We start from the raw sequence: 18,557 nt of genomic DNA, 5'->3' as shown, positions 1-18,557 counted from the left end.
ACTAGTGCCGCTCACCGTTGCGAACATTCACCTAGATAGAATGGTTCAAGCAACAGACAGGCTAGCAGCGCGCAATAATCGGGGAGCCCGAGTTCTTTTGCATCCCAATCTGCGAAAAAATACTTGGCCTGCTTCCCCGCTCACCGAACTAAAGAATGATTGGTCGCTTACCGCACTGTATCAAGGTGAGTGTGCCCATGGGGCGGGCCTCAAAGGCGGCGAGCCAGGAGTCAGCCCAGTGTGCAAGATGGAGTAAGGACGCATTGGCTTTCACCCTGACTATGAAGCCCGATTTGGTGATATTGACTTCCTCCTTCAAACCTAAGGACAGCAATAATGAGGAAATAGTTCAACCCGGCGTCCAGGAAGCTATAAGGAGGTATTTGCAGGGTGGAAGTGCTGTATTGGCCCTGAGAGATGCTCCCCGATTCTCGACGGATCCGAACGTGAACATAGAACGTGCCCAGGAGATGGCGTTTAAGGCCACAGGTATACACCCCACGCCTGCCCCTTCGAAAGCCTATATTGCCTTTTTAAAGAAGCAGAGAGAGCCGGTGTCCTACCTAGACCCATCGCCGTGGATCTGCCCGTCTGGGGCTTGCCCAATGATTATTGGTAACATCTACGTTTATCTTGACCAGAACCATTTAAAGGCACAATACGCTAAATCCATGGGACCACTATTCGCGTGCGAGGCGCCAAAATTAGCTTTACCCAAGTAAGCTACAGGGTGTAGTGGCCTCTGCAGAATGTATTGAGGCGTTTCCACAGGAGGGAGAGGGCATGGCGACAAGGCCATTGGTTTCTATTGTTACGAGGACGAAGGACCGCACCGTCCTCCTTGATCGCGCACTCAAAGACTGCGCCAAGCAGACCATGCGCGATTTCGAGCTCATCGTAGTAAACGACGGCGGCGATCCAGCTCCTGTAGACGCGCTCCTCGAAAAGCATGCAAGCCTCTTGCAGGGACGGGCACGCGTCATTCACAATGAGACTTCCCAAGGCATGGAACGAGCCTCAAACATAGCGATAGAGTCCTCTACCGGCCGCTACATCTGTATCCATGACGACGACGACACCTGGTCGCCCCTGTTCCTAGAACGTGCATCCAACTTCCTAGACGAGCACCCCGGCTACGGCGGCGTAGCCGTTCGAACGGAAATCGTCCTGGAAAAAATCGAAGGACAGACTGTAACTGAGTTGGGCCGCGAAATTGCCTGGCCCGATGTAAAACAGTTCTCGCTGTCTAGACTAATGAGTTCCAACATTGCGGTACCAATATCGTGCATGTACCCCCGCTCGGTCATCGACGAATTGGGCGGTTTCCGTGACGATCTACCGGTCGTCGGAGATTGGGAATTTCATCTGCGCCTAGCAGCAAAGTACGATGTGGGCTTCATCGATGGGCAGCCGTTGGCCTTCTGGCATCAGCGCCGATCCCAAGCTGGTGTATTGGGTAATTCCGTGTTTGCAGGCGCAGAAAAGCACCACTATTTCGATCTGAAAGTGCGGGATGAGTACTTGCGCGAATACGCCGAGAAGAACGGAGTTGGCGCACTGCTATGGCAAGCGGCAATGTTTAATCAGTTACGGGGCAGCCAGGAGACTGCCTTCGGATGGGCAAAGTGGAAAGTAAAGAACTTCATCCAAGACCGTAGAGGCAGGAAATAGACAAACCACACTGTGGGGCCACTCCAATATTGGAGTGGCCCCACATGCTTGTTACTTGGATACGGTCATGCGGTAGACGAATGCAGCCATCGCATTACGATCAATTCGCTCCCAGGGACGGAACGTCTTGTCTTCTTTCCAGCCAGTAGTTACCCCACTGTTGTAGGCCCAGAAAATGTCGTCTGCAAAAGCCATTCCCTTCTTCACGTCACGCAGCCCGTGCCGGTCCGCTGTATCAGCTATCATCGCAAGCGCTCTAGAGTCCGGATATTTGGCTCTAAACTCTGGCGTCTGTACAAAGCGACGTAAGAAGGCTGCCATAGCATTGCGGTCGATAGGTTGCCACGGACGGAATTCCTTATGACCGCGCACCTTCCAGCCTGTAGTTATCCCCCGCTCAGCTGCCCAGGAAATCTCTTTGTAGAATGCATTCTTGGGGGTTACATCGGTGAACACTTTCTTTTTCGGAGTATATGCGGGCGAACCAGCCAACCTATATAGGTAAGCCGCCATAGCATCGCGGTTGATCTTGTTGAACGGACGGTACGTCCCATCAGGCCAGCCGGTAGTTACTCCCCGATCCCTTAGCCACTTGATTTCTGCAGCAAATGGGCTGTCCGCCCAGACATCTACAAAGACCTTACCTTCCGGCTTCGACAGTTGGGCAGCCGGTGCCGGCTTCGGCTTTTCAGCGGGAGCCGGTGTCGGCTTCGGCTTTTCAGTGGGATCTCCCCACTTCGGAAATAGGGTCCAGTCCTGGTCAATTACTGTTTGCGCATCCACTTCAGTACCGGGCGCACAATTGCGCTCGCGGCACCATTGGATGGAAACCTTCCCATCTTCCCTACCTATCTCAGGCAGTTCCCCTAGCTTCTGACCTACGGTTAGGTCTCGCTGTTTCGGCGCGATGGCCTCGCCCTTGGTGTCGAACTTTAGAAATACCTTGCTTTGTTCCCTTTGTTGTTCAGCGGTCTGGTAGACGCGAACGTAGTCAACATCGATTTTGGCATTCTTGTAGTCGAGCTCAGTTCCACTAGGCCTTCCGGCCCATATGCCTGGCGCCTTCAGGCCCATGTTCAAGATCAAGTAGAATTTCTTGTCGAATGGTGCAAGCGCTGGAGAGTCCTTGTGTACGGTGCCGTTTTCCTTATTTATCCAAGAAGAGTCCCACCGCCTATTCCCATAGGTATTTCCCTTTGCCTTTTCATGAACTGGCGGCTCAGCAGAGCGCGTATCCTTGCGCGCGTATTCCTTGCCATCCATATAGAAGACGAAGCCGTCCGGAGTCCAGTCCATTGCCCACACATGCCAACTACCTGCCAAATCTCCTCGCGCAGGTGAGAAAGCAATCGCGGCGCTATCGCCGTCGTCACGAGTAGAAGTAGATCCTGAAGTATGCAGTACTGTCTGGTTCTGCTTAGGAGTGGCAGATCGCGGATATTCAATCCAGTCGATCTCTCCATCCCTAGGCCAACCGTACGGGCTCTGTTCTGGCATCATCCATAGCGCTGGCCACGTCCCAGGTGCCGAGTAGAACTTTACGCGGGCCTCAAAGTGACCAAATTTCCACGCCTTTACTCCTGCAGTCTGAATGCCTGCGGAAGCATCTTTCCCCCACACTCCTGGCAATCGAGTGGCCTGCAAACGCAAGATGCCATCTTTCAAAACCAGATTGGAGCCATCAGGGTCAGACGGATCGAACTTATTCACATACTCCATAGCTCCGTTCGACCAAGGCTTCGACTTGTTTATATCCCCCCATCCTGCATCTAATTGCGAACCATTAAATTCGTCATTCCAAACCAGATTGTATGTTTTACCTTGCGAAGTAATAGTTTGTGGCACTTCGGAGGTAGCCTGATCATCTGCTATAGCAGATGGAATTACTATCCCTGTTGCCATAGCAGAAGTCGCGACGACTACAGGAATTAGGGTACGTCTTTTCATATTCAAACCTCAGAGCATTAAACTGCAGATTAGACATTCTCATCCTACCTGGTCAGCACACTGCAATTGATCACACTATTCTCATTTTCACAATTTAATTAGCTACCATCTAATCGACTTACACCTTGACCACAGGAGTGCTTATGCGAAAATGCATTTTACTTGCTATACCTTTAGTATCTTCACTTGCGCTTACCATTACGCCACTAAGCATTGCCCAGGCAGATGAGGGCAACATTGAGCCTCAAGCATGCGTAGCTAACACTAATGGATCCACTACCACCGAAGCCGTCCCGCGAACCGTGACCGCGGAAGGGCGCACATATGACCTCGTATGGAATGACGAGTTTTGTGGCAGTGGAATTAACTGGGCTAACAAATGGAATCGTCATGGAGAACCAGAAAATGGTCCATTTAAGTACACCAATATCGAGGCCCCAAAAACTGACCCCAGCTCTAATCTATTCGTCGAAGCAGGCGCATTAAATATTCGGGCACACCCGGCTACCGGCAAGAACGATCGAGGCATTGGGGTCCTAGCCAACTCCGGTTCTATCTCAACACGCAATCATGCGGCTTGGAAATATGGCCGCTTTGAAGTCCGGCTGCGCACCCCAGGACAACGGGGAACCTGGCCGGCTTTTTGGCTAATGCCTAAACAAAATCCTTACGGTTGGCCAAAAGACGGAGAGCTCGATTGGTTTGAGAATCTAGGCGATTCTTGGGCACGAAACACTAACTTCACTTCTATTCATGCCTCCACTGTTCCCTGGAATACCCACCGCAGCAACGACGATCACGCAACAGACGCAGACTCCAAGAACATAGGCCCAGTTGATCTTCCCGGCTCCTATCACACCTGGACTATGGATTGGAGTCCGAGCGGATTCATCTTCTACGTCGATGGGAAGGAATACTCGCGCCGTTCTACCTGGCAAAACCAGTGGGTTAGACCAGACGGGTCCCATTATTCCGGGCCAATGCCAGAACCATTCGACAAGAAGTTCTACGTAATTGCCAACCTAGCCATGGGAGGTTGGGCATCACGGCCCAACTCCACCACTGATTGGTCTCGTACTTTCCAAATAGACCATTTCCGCGTCTATCAAACTAAGGAACAGCAGGAAGGCCAGAATCGGGCATACGTGAAGTATCAGACCGAAGGGTACGGAAAGGCTCCAGCGGCCTTGCAGAACCAACCTATTGGCTCCGTAATTACTAACCTTCCTTCTCTGTCTGATCCTCGCGCGCAATTCCAAGGCTGGTACTTTGACCAAGGCTTCACCAAGCCGGTCGGAAATTCTTTTACCCTGGCAGATGATACTGTCTTATTTGCCAAGTGGAACGTGAAGAAGACTACTGTGGCAAGGGCCGGCACGCCGAGCAAGGCGCCGTTTAGGGACGTTTCTCCTTCTTCTGCTTTCGCGGGCGAAATCTCGTGGATGAAAGACACAAAAACTACGACAGGTTGGCCGGACGGCACTTTCAGACCATGGAATAAGATTAATCGCGACGCAATGGCTGCTTTCTTGTACCGAATGGCCGGTTCACCTGCTTATACTCCACCCAAATACCCCCTGTTTAAAGATCTAAAGAAGTCGAACGCCTTCTACAAAGAAATCTCGTGGATGGGCGAAACAGGTATCTCCACAGGGTGGGACGACAGAACCTATCGGCCTTATCAACCAGTAGAACGCGGCGCAATGGCTGCTTTCCTGTACCGCTTCTGCTCTAAACACGCCGACAAGTGCTCGCCTGCAGTAGCTACAAATAACTACGTGCAACCTATGAAGGACATCTTTAGGGACGTTCGTTACAAGAGACGGGGCAACCTAAGTGTCGCGGCCTTCCACAAAGAAATTGGCTGGCTAGCGGATTCTGGTATCACCACCGGTTGGCCCGATGGCACTTTCCGACCTGTCAACTACATAGACCGCAATGCAATGGCAGCGTTTATCTACAGGATCAAATCTAACAAGCGGTAGCTAATAAGTGGGCGGGCAGCAAAGCTGCCCGCCCATATACTTTTAATTGCCAAGGTGGCAATCGAACCTTTCAGTAACCTGCTAAGGTTGGCTCCCCTAAAAGCTAGTCCTTTTTCATAGCCCTGGGATAGCGAACCTTTGGCCGCAAGAAGAATCCGTCAAGGGCGAAGCGAACAAGCTTTGCGCGTACTTTCCACGGCACCGAAGACCCCTTGAGCTGCGATATCAGGTTCTGGAATAGATCAGCCAAGATTCGCGCCTTGCGCAGCGAGATCGCAGCGGCGACTTGGTTTCGCGCTCCTCTACCAAACTTCCAGAGGTTCTTCTCGGTAGCTTCGCCCCAGAACACAGCGGAATTGGCGGGCATCAAGTGGTCTACTACCGAATCAGGCACAAAGATACCGGGACGCCATTTGGCTAGCCGGTAGGTGTATTCTGCGTCGTCGAACCAGATGAAATATTCGGGATGCGGCAATCCACACGCCTCTACAGCTTCGCGTGTTACCAAGCACGATACGAAGGAGGCGCAGTCGACATCGATCCAGTTCTTTCCTTCGGCAATTGGCCGAGTCCAATCCCACCTAGGGGTAGGAATATTCATGTCGCATGCGCGCCCATCTTTCCAAACCACCATAGAAGCGGCATAAGAGGGCATTTGGCCGCCTCGAAACTCGGCGGCTTCTTCGAGGCCGCGAACGAGCTTACCCAGAGATTCAGGGCGAGGCTTCGTGTCGTCATCCATCATCCAGAAGGCGTCGTAACCGCCATCATAAGCAACATCCATCGAGAAGAAGAATCCGCCGGCTCCACCGGTGTTCTTCTTGAGCCTGTGCACCTCAATAGGGAGCTTATTCTTGCGTTCTTTGAGCATCTGCTGCGTAGCATCGGTAGACGCATTATCCACCACTACGATCTTAGAAACTGGATACTCCTGTGCTTCTAGCGCAGTCAATGTTTTCTTTAGCAGCTCAACGCGGTTATAGGTTACAACCACCGCGGCAACGCGCATAGTACCTGCATATGTAGCCATTTTTAGCCCCTCATACTTTCGACGCACTGTGTAGCCGTTCCATCTATTTTCACTTTACCGTGATCGAGCAGAATTCCTCGGTCGCACAACTTGGACATCATATCCAGATCGTGGCTGACTATAACAAGAGTCTTCCCCTGTGCTTGTAAATCTTTGATACGGGCAAGACATTTCTTCTGGAAAGGTTCATCGCCTACTGCCAAGATCTCGTCAATCAGGAAAATGTCCGGATCAGTGTAAACACACACCGAAAATGCCAGACGCAAGAACATCCCCGAAGAATAGAACTTCACTTCGGTGTCGATAAATTTTTCAATCTCGCTAAAGGCAACAATGTCGTCGAAAGCGGCATCTATCTGTTTCTTGCTCATGCCCAAAATGGCACCGTTGAGGTAGATGTTTTCCCGCCCCGTTAGATCTGGATGGAATCCAGCCCCGACCTCGATCAGTCCGGCAATCCTGCCCTTGTGGCCCACAAATCCTGAAGTCTGGCGCATAACCCCGCTGATTAGCTTCAGCATGGTTGACTTGCCAGAACCGTTGAAGCCCATAAGGCCTACAGTTTCGCCCTTGTAAATATCAAAAGACACGTGGTCTAAGGCTCTGAAGTTATCCCGGACATCGCCTTTGCGACCGGTCAGCGACCAAACTAGGATTTCTTTTAAAGTATGCGCATGCCGCAAGGTAAAGTCTTGGACTACGTCCTGTACTCGAATTACTACGTCTTGATTATTCATTACAGTTCCTGAGCAAACCTTCCGTCAAAGCGCCTAAAAGTCGCCTCTCCTAAGGCTAAGAACAATAGTGACACGACTAGCGAGACGACGGTCCAGATTCCCATTTGCGGTGGCATCGGATCTGTAACCCCCGCGGTAGGAAGCCAAAAGGCATAGTGGAATAGTTCAACTACTGGAGTTATGGGGTTCATCTGGTACAGGTACCAAACCCAGTGCAGCGGTCCTTCAAAGACTTTGGCCACCATTTCCCACCGATACAGCACCGGGGAAGCCCAAGTAGCAACCATCAGCAACAGGTCTACAAAATTTTCCGCGTCGCGGTACATAACGTTCAGTGCACCGGCAAAGAGTCCCAGTCCGAGGGCGAAGATGGTAATGATCGCAAAACCTGCGAAAGCCGCCGCAATATTCAGGATTCCCGGGCGCCACCCGTAGATCAGTGCGCCCACTACCAAAATCAGTACCTGTGGAAACAGGTGAACCATGGCTACCCACACTGACGACAGTGGGAACAGCTCACGGGGCAGATAGATCTTCTTCACCAGCGGGGTGTTCTGCACTATGGAACGGGTAGCATTGCCAAAGATCTCGCTGAAGTAGTTCACTACTACTACCCCGGCGAACATGTACACCACGTAGTTAGTAATGGCCCTGTTCATACCCATGAACTGGCCTATCGCAATGAAGAAGACCAAGAACTGGGTTGCGGGTTTGGCGTAAGACCAAAGCATCCCGAGTACGGAACCGCGGTAGCGTACCCGCAGTTCTTTATGAACGATTAGGTTCAGCAAATACCGTTCGTGAAGAGCTTCAATGAGCCCTTTCGACCGACCGGGAATGGTGAACCCATCAGTAGTTTTAGCGGTCATTATTCTCCGCTTTCCCACTCGACTTTCTGATCGCCCTCGAAGAAGGGCTTCAGTAGATTATCAACTCGCGATAAAGCCGATCCAATCGCCATGTGCATGTCGAGGTACTTATACGTGCCCAGACGTCCACCGAAAAGAACGTGCTTTTCACCCTTCGCGGCCTCTCTGTACGCCAACAGTCGGGTTCGATCCTCGGCCGTGTTGATGGGATAGTACGGTTCGTCGCCGCGTTCAGCAAAGCGCGAGTATTCCCGAGCGATTACGGTCTTATCCTTCGGGTAGTCGCGTTCGGGATGGAAATGCCTGAATTCATGAATACGGGTGTAAGGCACATCCAAGTCGCCGTAGTTCATTACGGATGTCCCCTGAAAGTCGCCCACATTAAGCACTTCCAGTTCTAGGTCAATCGTGCGCCACGAAAGGTCGCCCTCGACGTAATCAAAGTATTTATCCACCGGGCCGGTGTAAACCACGGGAACGTTTCCAACACAGGCCTTCTTGTTATACGGCTGAGATTCGTCGAAGAAGTCAGTGTTCAGGCGCACCTCGATATTGGGGTGGTCTGCCATGCGGTTCAGCCATGCCGCGTAACCATCTGTCGGCAGACCCTCCCAAGTATCTTTGAAGTAGCGATTGTTGTAGGTGTATCGCACAGGTAGGCGCGAAATGATAGACGCGGGCAGATTCTTAGGATCTGTCTGCCATTGCTTGGCGGTGTAGCCCTGGAAGAATGCTTCGAACAGAGGACGGCCAACCAGCGAGATGCCCTTCGACTGGAAATCGTTCACGTCTTTGCCAGCAACTTCCTGTGCCTGCTCGGCAATCAATGCCTTCGCTTCTTCTGGCCCGTAGGCTGCGCGGAAGAACTGGTTGATTGTGCCAAGGTTGACGGGCATTGGGTACACTTCACCGTCAACTGTCGTGTACACGTGGTGCACGTAGTCAGTGAAGCTGGTGAACTCGTTTACGTAATCCCACACCCGCTTATTGGAAGTGTGGAATAGATGGGCCCCGTACTTGTGGACCTCAATTCCCGTAGTAGGTTCGATCTCTGAATAAGCATTGCCGCCAATATGGTCGCGCTTATCAATGACTACTACTTTCAGGCCCAGCTGGGTAGCAGCCCGTTCGGCTACTGTTAGCCCAAAAAGACCTGAGCCAACCACAACCAAGTCAACGTTCATTTACCTACTCCTATTTGTTTTCGGGCGGGGCCTACCCACTCACACTAGCGTAAAAGGAGTGTTGGACCAGGATTTGCCCCGCCAGAAAGTCAGTTTCCGGATTATCTGTCCCGCCTGGCTCGTAGCGCATCTGCCACAAGGCGACCAACATTGTGCGCAGCTGCAACGGAGTCAAGATCGGCTAGATCCTGGGGACAGGAAACGCCTTCGAGACCGTTTCGTACCAGCGCAATTAGGTCGTCAGCTGAGGCGGCTACATCAACCCACCCACGGTGGGCCATAAAGTCTGTAAAGAGCATCTGGTGTTCGTCTAGGTGCTCTCCGAGAGCGGGGTCTCGGGGTACCACTACAGGCCTAAACCCGGCCCTGAGCCACTCGACCATTATCGATGGGCCTCCGTGGCAGATCAGGATCTTCGCGCTTTGCCGCAGGCTGAGCATCTCTTGCTGGGTGAGCGAGACTATCCCGTCTGCAATAGATGGTGCCTTCGAGTTGCCATATTGCACCAGAACTTCGATGCCTGTTGCGGCAAGCTTGTCGGCCCAGTCTATTAGTCGGTCAAACGGACAGTGATGGGTGCCAACCATGACTACTACCGAATAGTTTTGCAGGTTCATAGCAGCGGCCCCACCACCGTAGCGTTCGGGTATAGCTTCAGTTGCTCTTCCCACTGCACCCCAAATTTGTCAGCTATGTGGTAGCAGATTCTGCCGGACATCGATTTCAATTCGATGCGATCGAAGACCTCCACGTAGACCGTGGCAATCCCTAGTAGGCGGGCAATCGCAATGAAGATAGTCCCTAGCGATGCTCCGGTGGACACAACCACGTCCGGCTTCAGCTTAGGTACCAGCCTAATGCCTGCCCACAGGGTCTTCAGTAAGTCCCAGGGCTTACGTTCCGGGGAGTGTTTCATCCAGAACACCTTTTCGTTTTCCAAGGCACTGATAGCGTCCGGAGTGTTGAAAGTGACCCAGATGCGCTGATGGTTCTTATACCAGGGGCGCATTGAAATCATCTGCGCGAGGTGGCCCCCAGACGAGCCCACGAATAAAACCTTCAACTGGTTCATCTATGCTCCATCTTCGCGATCGCGGGGCCCACTTCTGCAGAGGACGCAAATACCTCGCGGTTGGAACGGGGGGCGCGCATTCCTGCTTTTAAGCCACTCCAACCTACTTTGACCATAGCCGGCCTATCAGCTGAGGCGCTGAACATCTTCGCCCACCGTCTGATACAAGATGCCCCGTAGAGCACGCGATCCATCAGATGCAGACCGGTGCTGAGCCTCAAGAACCAGATTTTGTTGCGCACTTCGTAGAAGAATCTATCGCGAGGGTCTTCATTCACTCCCGCAAGCTTCTTGGTGGCATGGAGAACGCGCGAGGACGGCACGTACAGTCCGACGCGATTCTTGCCTATGCGACTCAGATATTCTAAATCGTCATTCCAAATAAAGTAGTCCGCGATAGGAAGTCCTTCTTCGCGAACAGCCCTTGTATCTATCAGAACGGACACGAAAGATGCAGATCGAACCGGAATGGCTCCTACTTTCTTGGCGTGATCAATCTGTTCTGATGGCACAAAGGGGCGCCTGCGGTGAGTATTCATCGGGTGCACCTGCCCGTCGAACCACTCTGCTTTAGAGCAGAGGAATGCTGGTGCACCAGGGTAGGCGTCGGCTGTCTGCAATAGTTCTTCGAGGGCGTTCGAAAACGGGATGGTGTCATCATCCATGAGCCATAGAAAATCGACATCATGGCCCATTGCCGATGCAATGCCTGCGGTGAACCCTCCGGCACCGCCGGTGTTCTCTTGTAAGGAAACTACTTCTGCCCCACTAGCTTTAGCTACTTGCAGCGAATTGTCTGTGCTGGCGTTGTCTACTACCACTATGTGCTGCAATGGAACAGTTTGCTTCTGCAGTGCAGCGAGGCATTTACCTAACAAGACTTCGCGATTGTAAGCAACAACAACCGCAGCTACTTTTCGCATACCATCGACCTTGCCGCTCCGTGGACCTTTTTCATCCGCCCATCATACAACCCGCTAGTTCGCCGCCTCGCAGGCTACGCCACTGGGAAAGCAAACATATATAGTTAAGCCACGTTCTTTCGCATGCTACATCTCGAATGGGAACCTATGGCAAACATTGGCATCTTGACAGACATTGGCAACCCCTCTTGGCACGTTGGCGACGACGCCATTGCGCTTTCCTCCTTTAAACAGATAAAAGAAGCCGGCCATACCCCATATCTGTTTACCCATGACGCCACTCGTAGCCAACAACTTGTTCCCGGCGCCAATTTCCTCCGCTCGATTGAATTTCCAGAGCTGCCGCTAGAACGGGAAGAGTTTTTCCTTAGCGCACAAGATTTTTCAGATTTTAGGCGTAACCCCGTAGCGGATGGACTGGCGCAGGTGCACCACTTGGACGCTCTGATAATTGGTGGGGGCGGGTCAATAAATTCCTACTTTTCTAGGCTCCTTCTTGAGCGTTCCCTGTTTGCCCAATACGCCAAACACATCGGTCTGCCAGTGGCAATTTCTGGGCAGTCGGTTGGCCCCCTTCTATTAGGACACGAAGAACAGGCGGTACGCCGGCTTTTTGATTCGGCCGATCTGATTGGCGTACGCGGTCCTTTCTCTAAGAAGGAAGCCCAAAAGTACACGTCCAAAGAGATTTATGTGGCCCACGATGATGCCATCTGCTTCAGCGGGGTAGAAAACCTGCGCGGCGGGGATTTTATAGCGGGCTGCTTCAACGATGCCCATGCTGCTTTCCCTACCTCGACGTCGGCAGCGCTTATCGCTGCTACTTTAGATCGACTCAGTAAAGCCACCGGGCTTACTACGAAGCTGATCTCGCATATGGCAGACTCAGCAAAGCAGGACCAAGATGTTGCTTTCCACGAAGCCATAGCCCAGCGCATGTCTACGCCGGTGGAGGTCTTCAACCCTGCCCACCCAAGCCAGTTAGTCGCCGCTCTAGAAGGAGCTAGTCTCTCTGTTACAAACAGGTTCCATCAAGCAGTCTTTGCCATGACTTCGGCTATTCCGACTCTATTGCTTGCACCTAACCTGTACGCCAATCTTAGAATGGCGGATCTGCTGGCAAACCTCGGGCTGGATCCTAACTGGGTTCTACCGGAAGCAGCACTGGATGCAGTCGAAAGCTACCAGGCAATAGACCAGTTCGTGGCACTGGCGAACCAGATCAGTTCGCATCTGCAGTCTCGGATGCCAAAGTTGCACACCGATACAAAACGCTGGTGGCAGCAGGTGATTGCTATGTGCACCAACAACAAGGCAGACGCCTCCTCTTTCGTTTCCACGGCCTCGCCCACGCTGGCGGCCCCCGAAATTCTCGCTAAGCTTCACACGCGTTATTTAGGGCAGTTGCAGCTCATGGAAGATGCAACCGCCGACCATGAATATCTTGCTAGAGCCTGGCAGCTGTTGGAATCTTACGAGAGGCAGATTCACGCCCTTCAAGCTGAAAAGAGGCTACTAAGTGAGCAGGTGGAAACACAACAGGCACGAATCGGGTACCTGTACTGTCGCGAGGCCGAGCTCGTACAGGATCCGGGGGCACGCGTAGGCCGTTTTAGCTACCGCCAGTTGAAGAAGATCGCGCGGGTAGGTGCGCTGGCATCGCGCCTGAAGAACAGGGGTCACTGAATAGTGCAGTCCGGGAGCTTTACCAGCTTCGCTTCCCCCTGCTGATCTACCACTTTGGCACCTGGAATGTCTTCCAGATGATCAAGCGAGGAGAAATTCTTCTCGATATTCCAACCGGAGCCTCCCCACAAGTACACGTCTCGCAGCTGCAAGGCGTAGTGGATATTCTCCCGCTTCAGCAGCGAACACACCTCTGGTATCTGATCTGCCTTATCTAGATCATTGACCAGCAACTTGTAAGTGTCGGTAAGACCACCAGTAATCCTAGGGAAGAAAGGCATTCGCTTGCCGTATGGCCACGTGAGCGAGCCTCCCTCCCATGGATTAGCCAGGATCTTCTGTCCTGGTGGTACGTGTTTGTCCAGTCTGGAGAACAGCTGCAACTCATCGCTGTCCAACAGGCCGCCCTGGGAATAAATACCCCGCAGCGAATTGGTGTGGCTTATTGCAGTAAAAGCAGAGGTGATCGCTGGAGAGAACAGCGTTGCGGCAAGCAGCACCACAAGCGCAGCAGCGGTAGAAACGCCCGAAGTAGCTCGCCGTCTGAAAAGGTGGCACCCTGCCTGCAATGCCAAGGCGGCAAAAATCGGTGCACCGACACATAGTGGCGCAAACACCCTGGGAACGTCGCAGTACCAAAGCCCCGTCCAATACAAGCGGGTGTCACCGTCAAGGCAAAAGGCACAGACGAATAGTACTGCTGCCATGAAATGCGCACCTAGCAGCGGCCACGCCCTCTTCATGCTTATAGCCACCAATACTCCCGCCAAGATCGCCAAGGCGGGAACTATCATCTGGGGCAGCGTATAAACGTCCCAGTTCCCCTGGGGCTTTCCCCCTGTGAAGACGAACAGCTGGAATAGCCCCCGCAACGCATGTCCTTGGCGATACCACGTGGTTGTTCCAGTCCTCATAGTCGAAAGCTGGTTTACAGAATCTATGCAAAAGTTCAGTGCGGCATACAAGACCACTGCGGCCCCCAGGGCAACAGGGACTGTACGAAGTTTCCGCCTAGTTTGGCTCCAGAACTTCACAATTAGCCAGGCAATCGCCATGATCGCAAAAGTAATTACCGAAACAGGCTGCGCCAGAGCCATTCCGGCAGCAGTCACCAACAGGGCAACCAGGTAGATAGGAGTTACTTTGCTGAACCGTTCAAGCACCCTGTCAAAGAGAGTCATCCCAATAGGCAACAGCGCATACCCAAGTAGGTTCGGGTACAGGTTTCCCCACCACAAGAACGCCAGAGGAAACTGGGGAAATAGCAGGGCCAGGACCATTGCACATGTTTTGGTACCTGTCGAAGACGTTACTCTTCCGACTAGTGCGTAGATGCCGACGGGCCACACCAAGAATGACACGACGGCAGCCGCAGCGTTAGTAGCAACTGGTGTAAGTGTTCCCGTAAGCTGCGTAACCAGCGCGACGATGCCGTGCCAAGCGGCCGGATAGAAGTGTTCTTTTCCATCCCCGGTAAGATCCACGTGAAGGGAAGAGGCACTATCTGTAGACAGGATGAGCTCGGTTGTGTTCAGGTGAAAGACAGTGTCCCATGTCTGGCTGAATGTCCCCGGCGATTGGATTGCCAACGCAAAACGCACTGTAAAAGCAGCGAATAAAAGAATACAGATGACGGGCGCAAGGAAAGACTTACTTCCCGCCCTAGAAATATTCTTGTACGGGCGCGCCACTGCCCTATACAAAACCAAGATCACTGAGATGACCGCAGTTAGCGGCAGTAGCATCAGCGCGTTCCAGCCCCAGCCGACCTCCCGGGCCATTATCCCGCTTACCGCACTGATGCCAACTGAGGCAGCCGGTGCAAAGGCTGCAAGCGTGGACCTTCTAAATCCCGCTGCAATACCCACAACAAGCCCCGGGAGGAAAACTACCAGGGTAGTTACTCCTAGGCAGACTAAGAATCCACCCCAACTATAAAAATGACTCAGCTCTGTGGAAGCTGGGAACAACATAGACCCTCCAGGGGATGCAAAATGGGCACATGTTTTAGCCAAGATGGCTAAGACACGTGCCCATTGTAACTAATGACTATTTGTCGCCAATAACCATGCGAGGCGTACCAGCCCAGGTTTGCGGATCAGTCACGCGACGCCCGTCGAAGAGCAGCTTGATACCAGGGATATCAGAAGCAGAGATAGTCCGGTATTCCTTGTGGTCGGCCTGCACGATGGCTACATCAGCGGACTCGCCGAAGTGGTAAGCCTTCCAGCCGAATCCGGCCAATTCGTCATCACTGAACATCGGATCGTGCACGAACACGTCCGCGCCCTTTTCTTCCAAGGCTTCGACAGTACGGAACACGCCCGAGAATGCGGTTTCCTTCACGCCACCACGGTAGGAAGCACCCAGCACCACAGCCTTTTGGCCCTTCAGGTCACCCAGTACTTCTTCTACCCTGCTAACCACGTAGTCAGGCATTGCCGCATTGTACTTACGGGCAGTACGGACCACCGTTGCGTCAGGGTCAGTCGACAGGTAGAGCCTGGGGTAAACCGGGATGCAGTGTCCGCCCACCGCAATGCCAGGGCGGTGAATGTGACTGTATGGCTGAGAGTTGCAGGCATCAATAACCTTCTCTACGTCGATGCCAACCTTGTCTGCGTACACTGCGAACTGGTTGGCCAGTCCGATGTTCACATCGCGGTAGGTGGTTTCGGCTAGCTTCGCCATTTCAGCTGCCTCAGCGCTCCCCATGTCCCACACGCCATTCTGGCGAGGCAGGTCTTCCCTATCGCGGAAAGTGAGCACCTGCTTGTAGAAATCAATGCCGGCCTTCGTGCCTTCTTCGTTCAGACCACCGACAAGCTTCGGGTACTTCTGCAGATCGTCGAATACACGGCCGGTGAGTACACGCTCCGGAGAGAATACGAGGTGGAAATCTTCGCCTTCCTTCAGACCCGAGATTTCTTCAATCATGGGCTTCCAGCGGCCCCGAGTAGTTCCTACCGGCAAAGTAGTTTCGTAAGAGATCAGAGTGTTCGGCTTCAGATTCGCTGCCAAGGACTTGGTGGCGGCATCCATCCACCCGAAAACTGGCTCCCACGTCTGATCGTTTACAAACAGGGGTACAACCAGTACAACCGCATCAGCCTGTGGAATAGCTTCCGCGTAGTCGGTAGTTGCGCGCAGCTTGCCAGCAGGAATGAGCTCATCCAGTTTTTCCTGCAGATGAGCCTCGCCGGGGAACGGCTCCTTACCGGCGTTTACTAGGTCAACGGTTTTCTGGTTTACGTCAACACCAACTACTTGGTGTCCCATATCGGCAAACTGTACTGCCAGAGGAAGACCAATCTTTCCCATTGCCACTACTGCAATCTGCATATATCCTCCAAAATTTGAGTCTCATACGTATTGTAAATAAAGTCCTGGCTCCCCGCGCACTTACCCGTTGCCTGCAGCAAATATGTGCGCTCACTCTCGTCTCTAGCGGGGACGTTAGGCAATTTCAGGAGCTCCTGCAGGCGGTGATCTTGTACAGCCTGGCGGTTCCTCCCCTATCTACCAGTTCGGCCTCCTTCGGTGAGGGCGGCACTTGGATTCCGTCGTCCTTTACCTGCCCCGTCTTGCCGAAGGTTTCCTTGTCACTGTCATAGTAGAAGTACCTAATGTTGTACTTACGAACTAGATCGCAAACCTTCGGCTCCGTACCCAACTTGTCGAAATTCGATAGCAGGTAGGCCTCGTTAGTATTCGAAGGCCTGTAGTACATCTGCGGAAATACCACTTCCACGCCTCCCAGAGCCTGCATCATGGCACTGCCGTTGGTTGGATCGCCGATTACTCGCACCGGCCCCTTAATCTTCTTTTGTGCCCGCTCGATCATAGCTATTTCAGGGCTCGACATATGTATCGTCACAAAATCTGATTTCGGATTGTAGACAACCTGATAGAAGGCATTCTTAGTAATAATTCCGGCGCTAAATCCTGCTACTAACACAACACCCAGTGTGATCGCTCGTGACAGGCCAGCAGCGTTCTTTGCGCGAAAAACCGTCTTCAAAAGAAGTGAAAGCAGGTAACTCCACTGGGCTAGTCCCAACCCAAATAATAACGTCGCCGGCACTTCAAGCGGTGCTATTACCCTATGTGCGTTCATGTACCAGAATCCGCCAATCATCCCGAGGACTCCGGGTACTCGCCAATAGACAATTAGCGCTATGAATGCGGTTCCCAGCCACGAAAGCCACACGATCTTGTCACGCCTACGCCAGCACATTAGAACGGCCCCTATAAACAGGACCATGCCACAGACGTTCATAAGAGCCTGCGACATCTTTACTGGAACTACCGTTCCTTCCTTATGCGCGGTGGCTCCGGAAACAATCTTCAGTATCGCCTCGATGCCAATTGCCGGTTCCCCGCCGTATGAGCTCATCATACGCGCAGCAACAGCGCTGACATACGGAATAGTGAACATAGCCAGACTCGCTCCCACTACTACGAGTACTACGCCACCTAGCCACAGCAGAGACTTCCTTCTGCGCTGACTGGGGGAACGCCATATCCCGCGAATTAACAGATAAAGCAGGGGAAATACGCTGAGAGAGGCCATGTTGAAGACAAATGACGGGTGGACGAGCGCAATTCCGCAAGTAATCAAAATCGCTGCGGCCCCTACTCCTACATACCCAAGAGCAGAGTGTTTCTGCGCCCGCCAGTCTCTTATCGCCATCCACATTGCCGCACAAGCAAATGGAAGCAAAGCAATAGCTAACGCATTTGGCCACACCGGATAGCTACTTTGCAAGATAGTGGGAAACTCACTGAATACGAGACTTGCTAGCTGGGTCCACACCACCAACTTCGTATTCGCAGAAAAAGCTACATATGCAAGCAAACTAATACCGACAACCCAAAGCGTCGGCAGTACTATAGCCATCGTATTCGTCGCTTCCACAACCCGACCCGTACCCATAAGAGCAACCAGGTCATGCCACCCGGAAGGGGCGGCAGTCTCAGAGGTTTCAAGCCCGAACATTCTTGTCGGTGCGCTAATGGAAGAACCATTCCCAGTATTCGCCATGAACCACACCAAATTCATGTGGTAGGTGGGATCAATTTGCTGGATAGGGGTGCGCGGAGAACGCCCAATCACCGCCGGTAGTACGTGACCGAGCCAAGCGACAACGCCTCCTATCCACAAGGCAGAGAGCAAAGCCACCCGTTGCGGCCAGCGTGCTCGCCCTCGACAAATCAGAGCGACCGCAAGGCAGAAAACCACAAAGGTTCCGGCAAAGGAACCTATAGACCAACGCATCCCGAATTTAGCGAACAATACGGGAAGGAGACTCACTAGCGACATAGAGATAAGGGGCGCAAGAGCCACCACGTAACGCGGACGCATTCCAGCAAGCAAACAAATGGATGCACCCGGAATAAAAACAATACCTAGCAATCCCGCAAGTAACGGGATGCATCCTAGCCACGCCATA

15 protein-coding genes are annotated in these 18,557 nt (G+C 52.7%); 4 read left to right on the top strand and 11 right to left on the bottom strand.

Annotation, left to right across the window (positions count from 1 at the left end; genetic code table 11):
* Positions 1–155 precede the first annotated feature (155 nt).
* Together AC1EKG_RS03570 and AC1EKG_RS03565 are read left to right on the top strand one after the other, a co-directional pair.
* Positions 156–722: an SGNH hydrolase domain-containing protein gene (locus tag AC1EKG_RS03570; protein WP_070425039.1), complete on the top strand. Its 567-nt coding sequence runs from the start codon at positions 156–158 to the stop codon at positions 720–722.
* Between the two features lie 61 nt (positions 723–783).
* Entirely contained in the window at positions 784–1,671 is an 888-nt protein-coding gene (locus AC1EKG_RS03565; RefSeq protein WP_004806004.1) for a glycosyltransferase family 2 protein, read from the top strand.
* 51 nt (positions 1,672–1,722) lie between these two features.
* Here the strand turns inward: AC1EKG_RS03565 and AC1EKG_RS03560 are convergent, their stop codons facing one another.
* The gene (locus AC1EKG_RS03560) at positions 1,723–3,618 is read right to left on the bottom strand and encodes an S-layer homology domain-containing protein (protein WP_004806001.1); all 1,896 of its coding nucleotides are present in this window, start codon (positions 3,616–3,618) and stop codon (positions 1,723–1,725) included.
* Between the two features lie 143 nt (positions 3,619–3,761).
* On the opposite strand from AC1EKG_RS03560, the gene AC1EKG_RS03555 reads away from it, so the two are divergent.
* Entirely contained in the window at positions 3,762–5,603 is a 1,842-nt protein-coding gene (locus AC1EKG_RS03555) for an S-layer homology domain-containing protein (protein ID WP_004806000.1), read from the top strand.
* Positions 5,604–5,706: 103 nt separating this feature from the next.
* Here AC1EKG_RS03555 and AC1EKG_RS03550 read toward each other — a convergent pair whose 3' ends face one another.
* From AC1EKG_RS03550 to AC1EKG_RS03520, 7 genes are all read right to left on the bottom strand, one after another.
* On the bottom strand, positions 5,707–6,633 hold the full coding sequence (locus AC1EKG_RS03550; protein ID WP_004805997.1) for a glycosyltransferase family 2 protein: 927 nt from the start codon (positions 6,631–6,633) through the stop codon (positions 5,707–5,709).
* 2 nt (positions 6,634–6,635) lie between these two features.
* Positions 6,636–7,370 carry an ABC transporter ATP-binding protein gene (locus AC1EKG_RS03545; RefSeq protein WP_004805996.1) on the bottom strand — a complete coding sequence of 245 codons (735 nt, stop codon included), beginning with the start codon at positions 7,368–7,370 and terminating at the stop codon, positions 6,636–6,638.
* The gene (locus AC1EKG_RS03540) at positions 7,370–8,239 is read right to left on the bottom strand and encodes an ABC transporter permease (RefSeq protein ID WP_004805993.1); all 870 of its coding nucleotides are present in this window, start codon (positions 8,237–8,239) and stop codon (positions 7,370–7,372) included. Before AC1EKG_RS03540 ends, AC1EKG_RS03545 begins: the two co-directional genes overlap by 1 nt.
* Positions 8,239–9,423 (bottom strand): UDP-galactopyranose mutase, encoded by a 1,185-nt coding sequence (gene glf, locus AC1EKG_RS03535; RefSeq protein ID WP_004805990.1) that lies wholly within the window; start codon positions 9,421–9,423, stop codon positions 8,239–8,241. The genes AC1EKG_RS03540 and glf overlap by 1 nt, the downstream gene beginning before the upstream one ends.
* 101 nt (positions 9,424–9,524) lie before the next feature.
* Positions 9,525–10,094: a glycosyltransferase gene (locus AC1EKG_RS03530; protein ID WP_143484504.1), complete on the bottom strand. Its 570-nt coding sequence runs from the start codon at positions 10,092–10,094 to the stop codon at positions 9,525–9,527.
* Positions 10,037–10,495: a PssD/Cps14F family polysaccharide biosynthesis glycosyltransferase gene (gene pssD / locus AC1EKG_RS03525; RefSeq protein WP_004805987.1), complete on the bottom strand. Its 459-nt coding sequence runs from the start codon at positions 10,493–10,495 to the stop codon at positions 10,037–10,039. Before pssD ends, AC1EKG_RS03530 begins: the two co-directional genes overlap by 58 nt.
* Complete coding sequence (locus tag AC1EKG_RS03520) at positions 10,492–11,418, bottom strand: glycosyltransferase (protein WP_004805986.1); 927 nt, start codon at positions 11,416–11,418, stop codon at positions 10,492–10,494. Before AC1EKG_RS03520 ends, pssD begins: the two co-directional genes overlap by 4 nt.
* A gap of 123 nt (positions 11,419–11,541) precedes the next feature.
* Here AC1EKG_RS03520 and AC1EKG_RS03515 point away from each other — a divergent pair, with 123 nt between their 5' ends.
* On the top strand, positions 11,542–13,104 hold the full coding sequence (locus tag AC1EKG_RS03515; RefSeq protein ID WP_081499163.1) for a polysaccharide pyruvyl transferase family protein: 1,563 nt from the start codon (positions 11,542–11,544) through the stop codon (positions 13,102–13,104).
* Here the strand turns inward: AC1EKG_RS03515 and AC1EKG_RS03510 are convergent.
* From AC1EKG_RS03510 to AC1EKG_RS03500, 3 genes are all read right to left on the bottom strand, one after another.
* On the bottom strand, positions 13,098–15,077 hold the full coding sequence (locus AC1EKG_RS03510; protein WP_481067746.1) for a DUF6541 family protein: 1,980 nt from the start codon (positions 15,075–15,077) through the stop codon (positions 13,098–13,100). The two genes, AC1EKG_RS03515 and AC1EKG_RS03510, sit on opposite strands and share 7 nt — an antisense overlap.
* Before the next feature lie 76 nt (positions 15,078–15,153).
* Positions 15,154–16,446, bottom strand: a complete 1,293-nt coding sequence (locus tag AC1EKG_RS03505) for a nucleotide sugar dehydrogenase (protein ID WP_004805980.1) — start codon at positions 16,444–16,446, stop codon at positions 15,154–15,156.
* 124 nt (positions 16,447–16,570) lie between these two features.
* Positions 16,571–18,556 carry a DUF6541 family protein gene (locus AC1EKG_RS03500; protein ID WP_481067745.1) on the bottom strand — a complete coding sequence of 662 codons (1,986 nt, stop codon included), beginning with the start codon at positions 18,554–18,556 and terminating at the stop codon, positions 16,571–16,573.
* Between the last annotated feature and the right edge of the window lies 1 nt (position 18,557).

The sequence above is a fragment of the Winkia sp. C0117E2 genome (genome assembly GCF_056590455.1).
Note: the sequence above shows the minus strand (reverse complement) of the source record. Positions and strands in the feature narration are given on the sequence as shown.